We start from the raw sequence: 3722 nt of genomic DNA, 5'->3' as shown, positions 1-3722 counted from the left end.
GGAACCGCCTCGCCGGCGCCGGCCTCGACGTCTTCGACGCCGAACCCCCCGCCCCCGAAAACCCCCTCCTCGCCATGGACAACGTCATCCTCTCCCCCCACGTCGCAGGCCTCACAACCGAATGCGCCGAACGCATGGCCATCGGCGCCGTCCAGAACGTCATCGACTTCCTCGACGGAAACCCAGACCCAAACCTCATCGTCAACAGAGAGGCCGTGGATGCCTGACAAACCCGTACTCAAGATCGGCCTGATCGGCTCCGGCTTCATGGGCAAGACCCATGCCTTCGGCTTCGCCTCGGCGCCGCGCGTCTTCGATCTGCCCTACGAGATCGAGCTTCACACCCTGGCGGACCGCTCCGACGCGGTGGCCGCGGAGGCGGCGCGCGCCTTCGGCTTCGCGCGGTCGACCGGCGACTGGCGCGCGATGGTCGCCGACCCGGAGATCGATCTGGTCGACATCACCGCGCCGAATGCGCTCCACAAGGAAATGGCGCTCGCCGCCATCGCCGCCGGCAAGCATGTCTACTGCGAGAAGCCGCTGGCGCCCCTCGCAGGGGATGCGCGCGAGATGGCCGACGCGGCGGAGGCGGCCGGGGTGAAGACCCAGGTCGGGTTCAACTACCTCTGCAACCCGATGCTCGCCCAGGCGCGCGAGATGATCCGCTCGGGCGCCCTCGGCGAGATCCGTTCCTACCGCGGGGTCCATGCCGAGGATTACATGGCCGATGCCTCGGCGCCCTTCACCTTCCGCAACGACCCGGTCGGCGGCGGCGCGCTCGCCGATATCGGCAGCCATGCGCTCGCCACGGCGGAATATCTGCTCGGGCCGATCACAAAGGTCCTTGGCGATTGCGCGACCGTGATCACGAGCCGCCCGGACGGCGCGGGGGGCACGAAGACGGTCGAGACCGACGACGTCGGCCGCGCCTTCCTGCGGTTCGAGAACGGGGCGGCCGGCACGATCGAGGCGAACTGGATCGCCATGGGCCGCAAGATGCAGCACGATTTCGAGATCTACGGCTCGAAGGGCGCGCTTCTCTTCAGCCAGGAGCGTTTCAACGAACTGCATTTCTACAGCGCCGCCGACCCGGCCGGCCAGCGCGGCTTCCGCAGGATCGAGGCCGGGCCGGACCATGCGCCCTACGGCCTCTTCTGCGTCGCACCGGGGCACCAGCTCGGCTTCAACGACCTGAAGGCGATCGAGATCGCGCGCTATCTCGACGCGATCGCGGGTCGCGCGCCGGAACCTTTCGGCTTCCGCGCCGGCGAGCGTATCCAGACCCTGATCGAGACGATCCAGCGCTCCAGCCGCGAGACCGCCTGGCTGGAGACGGCCTGATCCCGCCCGAAGCGGCGCCCGGTGCGCCGTCATTTCTGACGAGGCCGATGGAGGGCGCGCTTGCCAAGGCGCGCCCTCCGGCCTTTCCGGCTCGCGAACCAGGAACGCAACATTCATTGCAAATAATGTTGACGTGCAATTCGAGATGTGCGACAAGGATTGCAACAAGTGTTGCGTATGACAAAGTTTCGCAACGCCTCAGGGGAGGAAGCATCGCGGGGCCATCGGGGCTCCCGCCTTCCTCCCGCGTCCGCCAATCGGGAGGAGCGCTCGGAAGATGCGAACAATCAAGGGTCCCGGTGTCTTTCTGGCGCAGTTCGCCAGCGACGACGCCCCGTACAACAGCCTCGAAGGGCTCGCGGCCTGGGCGCGCGACAAGGGGTTCGTCGGCGCGCAACTGCCAGCCTGGGACAAGCGGATCATCGATATCGAGAAGGCCGCCGAGAGCCAGACCTATGTCGACGAGGTGAAGGGTGTCCTCGCCGAGAACGGCCTGGAAGTCACCGAGCTCGCCACCCATCTGCAGGGCCAGCTCGTCGCCTCGCATCCGGCCTTCGACCACCCCGCCGACAGTTTCGCCGCGCCCGAGGTGCGCCGCGATCCGAAGGCGCGGCGCGAATGGGCCGAGCGGCAGATGTTCGCCGCCGCGAAGGCCTCGCGCCGGTTCGGGCTCGACCGGCACGTGACCTTCTCCGGCTCGCTGCTCTGGCCCTATCTCTATCCCTATCCGCAATGGCCCGAGGGGCTGATCGACGAGGGGTTCGACGAGCTCGCCCGCCGCTGGCGCCCGATCCTCGACGCCTTCGACGCCGAGGGGGTCGATGTCTGCTACGAGATCCATCCAGTCGAGGATCTGCACGACGGCCATTCCTTCGAGATGTTCCTCGAACGCGTGGACAACCACCCGCGCTGCGCGATCAACTACGACCCGAGCCACTTCGTGCTCCAGAGCCTCGATTACCTCGCCTTCATCGACCACTATCACGAGCGCATCCGCGCCTTCCACGTCAAGGACGCCGAGTTCCGTCCGGACGGCAAGGGCGGCGCCTATGGCGGCTTCCAGCCCTGGACGCGCCGCGCCGGCCGCTTCCGCTCGCCCGGCGACGGGCAGGTCGATTTCAAGGGCATCTTCTCGAAACTCACCGGCTATGACTTCGACGGCTGGGCGGTGCTCGAATGGGAGTGCTGTTTCAAGAACCCGGAGGACGGCGCCGCCGAGGGAGCGAAGTTCATCGCCGACCACATCATCCGCGTCTCCGACCGCGCCTTCGACGATTTCGTCAAGGCGGAGGCGAACCCGTCCCTCAACCGCGAAATCCTGGGGTACTGACATGACGACGGCCGAGACCCTCGCCCCCGCCAGGACCTCCCGCGAAGATCTCGCCGGGCGCCGCCTGCGCCTCGGTATGATCGGCGGCGGGGAAGGCGCCTATATCGGCGGCATCCACCGCTTCGCCGCGCGGCTCGACAACCAGTACGATCTGGTCGCCGGCGCGTTCGACGTGAACGCCGAGCGCGGCCATGCCTTCGCCGCGAAGAACTTCATCGCGCCCGACCGCTCCTACGATTCCTATCAGGCAATGGTCGAGGCGGAGGCCGCGCGCGGCGATGGCGTCGACGTGGTGGCGATCTGCACGCCGAACTTCACCCACTACCCGATCGCCAGGACCTTCCTCGAAGCCGGGATCGACGTCATCTGCGAGAAGCCGCTGACCGCGACGCTGGATGAGGCGGTGGCGCTCACCGAACTCGCCGACAGGACCGGGCGCTTCCTTGGCGTCACCTATACCTATTCCGGCTATCCGATGATCCAGGAAGCCCGCGCCATGGTCGCGCGCGGCGATCTCGGCGAGATCCGCGTCGTGCAGGTCGAATATCCGCTCGAATGGATGGCCACGGGGATCGAGCTCGAAGGCAACCAGCAGGCGGCCTGGCGCACCGATCCGAAGAAGAACGGCCGGGGCGGCTCGATCGGCGACATCGGCACCCATGCCTACCATCTCGCGGGCTATGTCACCGGCCTCAAGGCCGAGGCGATCGCCGCCGATCTCGCGACCTTCGTGCCGGGCCGGGCGCTCGACGACAACGCGCATGTGATGATCCGCTACCAGGGCGGCGCGCGCGGGCTGCTCTGGTCGAGCCAGGTGGCGATCGGCCAGTCGAACGGGCTCCGGCTCCGCGTCTTCGGCGCCAAGGGCAGCCTCGTCTGGAGCCAGGAGCATCCGAACGAGCTCGTCTTCACGCCGCTCTTCGGCGCGCCTTCGACCGTCAAGCGCGGCCGCGAGGATCTGACGGACGCGACCCGCTCCCGGGTCCGCACGCCTCCGGGCCACCCGGAGGGCTATATCGAGGCCTTCGCCAATCTCTATTCCGGCTTCGCC

At 67.7% G+C, this 3722-nt stretch carries 4 protein-coding genes; all 4 read left to right on the top strand.

Going from position 1 to position 3722, the window contains the following annotated elements; all coding sequences use genetic code 11:
• On the top strand, positions 1-227 hold a 227-nt coding region (locus ACLJK8_RS21995; protein ID WP_413152569.1), incomplete at its 5' end, for an NAD(P)-dependent oxidoreductase.
• Complete coding sequence (locus ACLJK8_RS21990) at positions 220-1341, top strand: Gfo/Idh/MocA family protein (protein ID WP_413152568.1); 1122 nt, start codon at positions 220-222, stop codon at positions 1339-1341. The genes ACLJK8_RS21995 and ACLJK8_RS21990, both read left to right, overlap by 8 nt.
• A gap of 277 nt (positions 1342-1618) precedes the next feature.
• Complete coding sequence (locus ACLJK8_RS21985) at positions 1619-2671, top strand: sugar phosphate isomerase/epimerase family protein (RefSeq protein ID WP_413152567.1); 1053 nt, start codon at positions 1619-1621, stop codon at positions 2669-2671.
• Between the two features lies 1 nt (position 2672).
• Positions 2673-3722 (top strand): Gfo/Idh/MocA family protein (locus tag ACLJK8_RS21980; RefSeq protein ID WP_413152566.1); only part of this gene is annotated, 1050 nt, incomplete at its 3' end.

It is taken from the genome of Amaricoccus sp. W119, from assembly GCF_047275745.1.
Lineage (GTDB): Bacteria > Pseudomonadota > Alphaproteobacteria > Rhodobacterales > Rhodobacteraceae > Amaricoccus.
This window is presented reverse-complemented; position numbering and strand designations above follow the sequence as displayed.

Coding starts and splice junctions, on each gene's coding strand:
- ACLJK8_RS21990 (WP_413152568.1), top strand. CDS start 220: ATGCCTGACAAACCCGTACTCAAGATCGGCCTGATCGGCTCCGGCTTC.
- ACLJK8_RS21985 (WP_413152567.1), top strand. CDS start 1,619: ATGCGAACAATCAAGGGTCCCGGTGTCTTTCTGGCGCAGTTCGCCAGC.